We start from the raw sequence: 2,402 nt of genomic DNA, 5'->3' as shown, positions 1-2,402 counted from the left end.
AGCAATGGCTTCGTCTGAAAGGACTGGCCCAGGGCTCGAGTGTTCGGCGATCCAACTACGAAATGCAGCGAGTCTTTCAGCGGGACCATGCTTCTCGACAGGAACCAAATTGGAGATTGCTCCATCGGCTACGCCGACAAGGAGGGACCGCAGTAGCTCGTCAAGGCTCTGGCCTCGGCTTTCCGCGAGGTTTCTCAGCATCGCTTCGGTTTCTGGCTTTGCGTCAATCACGGGAGCTACCTCAAACCATCTCTTGACCTCGTCACCACTGTCATTTCTTGGCAGATCCTAAAACCCTGTCCAGCACAACACGATCCATTTCCAGATCATTTAGCGTCAGCGCCCCTGTTGTGACTTGGTGTCGTTTGAGAACAGCGTCGATTTCGAAACGATCGAGTTCCAGCACTTTACTTAGCTCTAGGGGATTGAGCCTGCCTTCGCGAAACAGTGAGACAGCCAATCGCTCCCTGGCCGCGCCGCCAACCGATTGCAACGCTTCAGTGAGCTCTGGAGATAGGGGAATGGAGAGCATGTCTGCCATACACCAAACTAGCACTTTCCGTTTCGTTTCTGCAAAGGCAACTCCTGATCTGCAATTTACGCAAGGCCGTAGCGTGTTTTGGTCGCTCGAAAGTCTTCAAGCTCGGCCTCAATTGTCCCGGGGATGAGGCGAGGAGCGTCGATGATCGCCTCTTCGAATCGGTGCTTTTCAGCATCTCTGACAAGGCGCTCCACGTCATCACGAGTGATCGGGATGTCAAAACGCTTCAGCGTCTCTTCAATCTGGGAAATGGTCATCACCACGCCGGGATGATCTTCGATGTTGTGAAATAGAAATTTGTCGGGCACTCCGCGTTTTCGCCCTTGAACGCACTCGATGAAAAGAAAAAAGCCGGGATACTGGGCGTCGAATCCGATGATCACATCAACCCCTTTCGGCACGCCATCAAAAATGGGGTATCTAGCCATACAAATCCTATCTAGCCCCGCACCCTCAGCCTGGCAAGCGCGAACCGCACTTGTCCTTTGTCGTTTCTCTTGGTGAGATAGATTTGGTTACGTTCTTTGAAAAGGAGGGTCCGATGTCGCAGCTCGCATATCTAATGCCGATCGCCGTGCTACTCATTATCTTAGGTCGATTGCTTTTCCCTCGAAGGTCCATCCGACTTTCCCATCTGAGGGGCGCATCCCTCCGGAGCGAAGCCCAGGTGACCGCGATTCTTCAGAGCACTAAAGAAAAGGCCGATCCCGGAATTGCCATTGGAAAACATCGCTTTCCCTCCGAGATTGCCAATGAGCACATCGCCTTTGTCGGAGCAACGGGTTCCGGAAAAACCGTTATGCAGCGGCTCTTGATGCAGAGCGCCCTGCCGCTCATCGGCACGGGGCAAAAGCACCGCGCTGTGATTTATGACGCTAAGCGCGACCTCTTAAGTCTCCTGGGCGGCATGAAACTAAAATGTGAGGTTCACCTGCTAAACCCCATGGATTCACGCGGGGAGGCGTGGGATACGGCAGCAGATATCACGACCGCCCCGGCAGCCCACCAGCTTGCCCGAATCCTCATCCCTGCAAACGAGAATGACCACAACCGGTTTTTTCCTGATGCCGCGAGAAGCCTGCTGGAAGCGACGTTCCTGTTTCTCATTCGTCAGCACCCCGGCAAATGGACCCTCCGCCAAGCGCTACTCTTGGTGAGAAACCCAAGGCATTTGGAGCAGGTCCTGAGTTCAAGCTCAGACACCCACGACCTTTTGAACCTCTTTGAATACAAACCGACTCTCCAAAATATTATGGCAGCAGTGGTGACCTACCTCCGCCCCTACCAGTTGATTGCCGCAGCCTGGGAACATGCACCCCGAAAACTAAGCCTCACCCAATGGATGAAATCGGAATCGATTCTTATCCTGGGTAACGACGAAGGAAACCGCGCCGCCGTTGATACGCTTCACAGGGTGCTTTTTTACCGCATCGCGGAATTAATCTTGAGTCGTCCCGAAGGTGATGGCGGACAAACCTGGTTTTTCTTGGATGAAATCCGCGAAGCTCAGAAATTAGATAAGCTGCCACAGCTTTTGACCCAGGGCCGCTCCAAAGGTGCCAGGGTCGTGCTTGGCTTCCAAGATATCGAAGGGCTCCGCCACGTTTACCAAGACAAAGTAGCCAATGAACTGGTCGGTCAATGTGCAACCAAGGTGATTCTAAGATTGAACAGCCCTGAGACCGCCTCCTGGGCTTCCCGAGTGCTGGGTAAGGAGGAAGTGATGGAGAGCCGCCGAGGAACCTCAAGGCAGCTTGCTCCGTCTCTCTCGCAAACCGTCGGTCAGTCCACCTCCCACGGAATCTCCCAGCGCCCCCTGGTCCTTGAGAGCGAATTAACCGAGCTTCCCAAAACATCATTT

Annotated in this window: 3 protein-coding genes; 1 reads left to right on the top strand and 2 read right to left on the bottom strand. The window is 53.8% G+C overall.

Features of this window, described 5'->3' with window-relative positions; genetic code table 11:
- Positions 1–271: 271 nt before the first annotated feature.
- Positions 272–541, bottom strand: a complete 270-nt coding sequence (locus tag JNN07_22015; protein MBL9170428.1) for a UPF0175 family protein — start codon at positions 539–541, stop codon at positions 272–274.
- A 56-nt stretch (positions 542–597) separates the two neighbouring features.
- Complete coding sequence (locus JNN07_22010; protein MBL9170427.1) at positions 598–924, bottom strand: hypothetical protein; 327 nt, start codon at positions 922–924, stop codon at positions 598–600.
- Between the two features lie 158 nt (positions 925–1,082).
- Between JNN07_22010 and JNN07_22005 the strand changes: the two genes are divergently transcribed.
- A partial coding sequence (locus JNN07_22005) for a type IV secretion system DNA-binding domain-containing protein (GenBank protein MBL9170426.1) occupies positions 1,083–2,402 on the top strand: 1,320 nt, incomplete at its 3' end.

This window comes from Verrucomicrobiales bacterium, assembly GCA_016793885.1.
Taxonomy (GTDB): domain Bacteria; phylum Verrucomicrobiota; class Verrucomicrobiia; order Limisphaerales; family UBA11320; genus UBA11320.
This window is presented reverse-complemented; position numbering and strand designations above follow the sequence as displayed.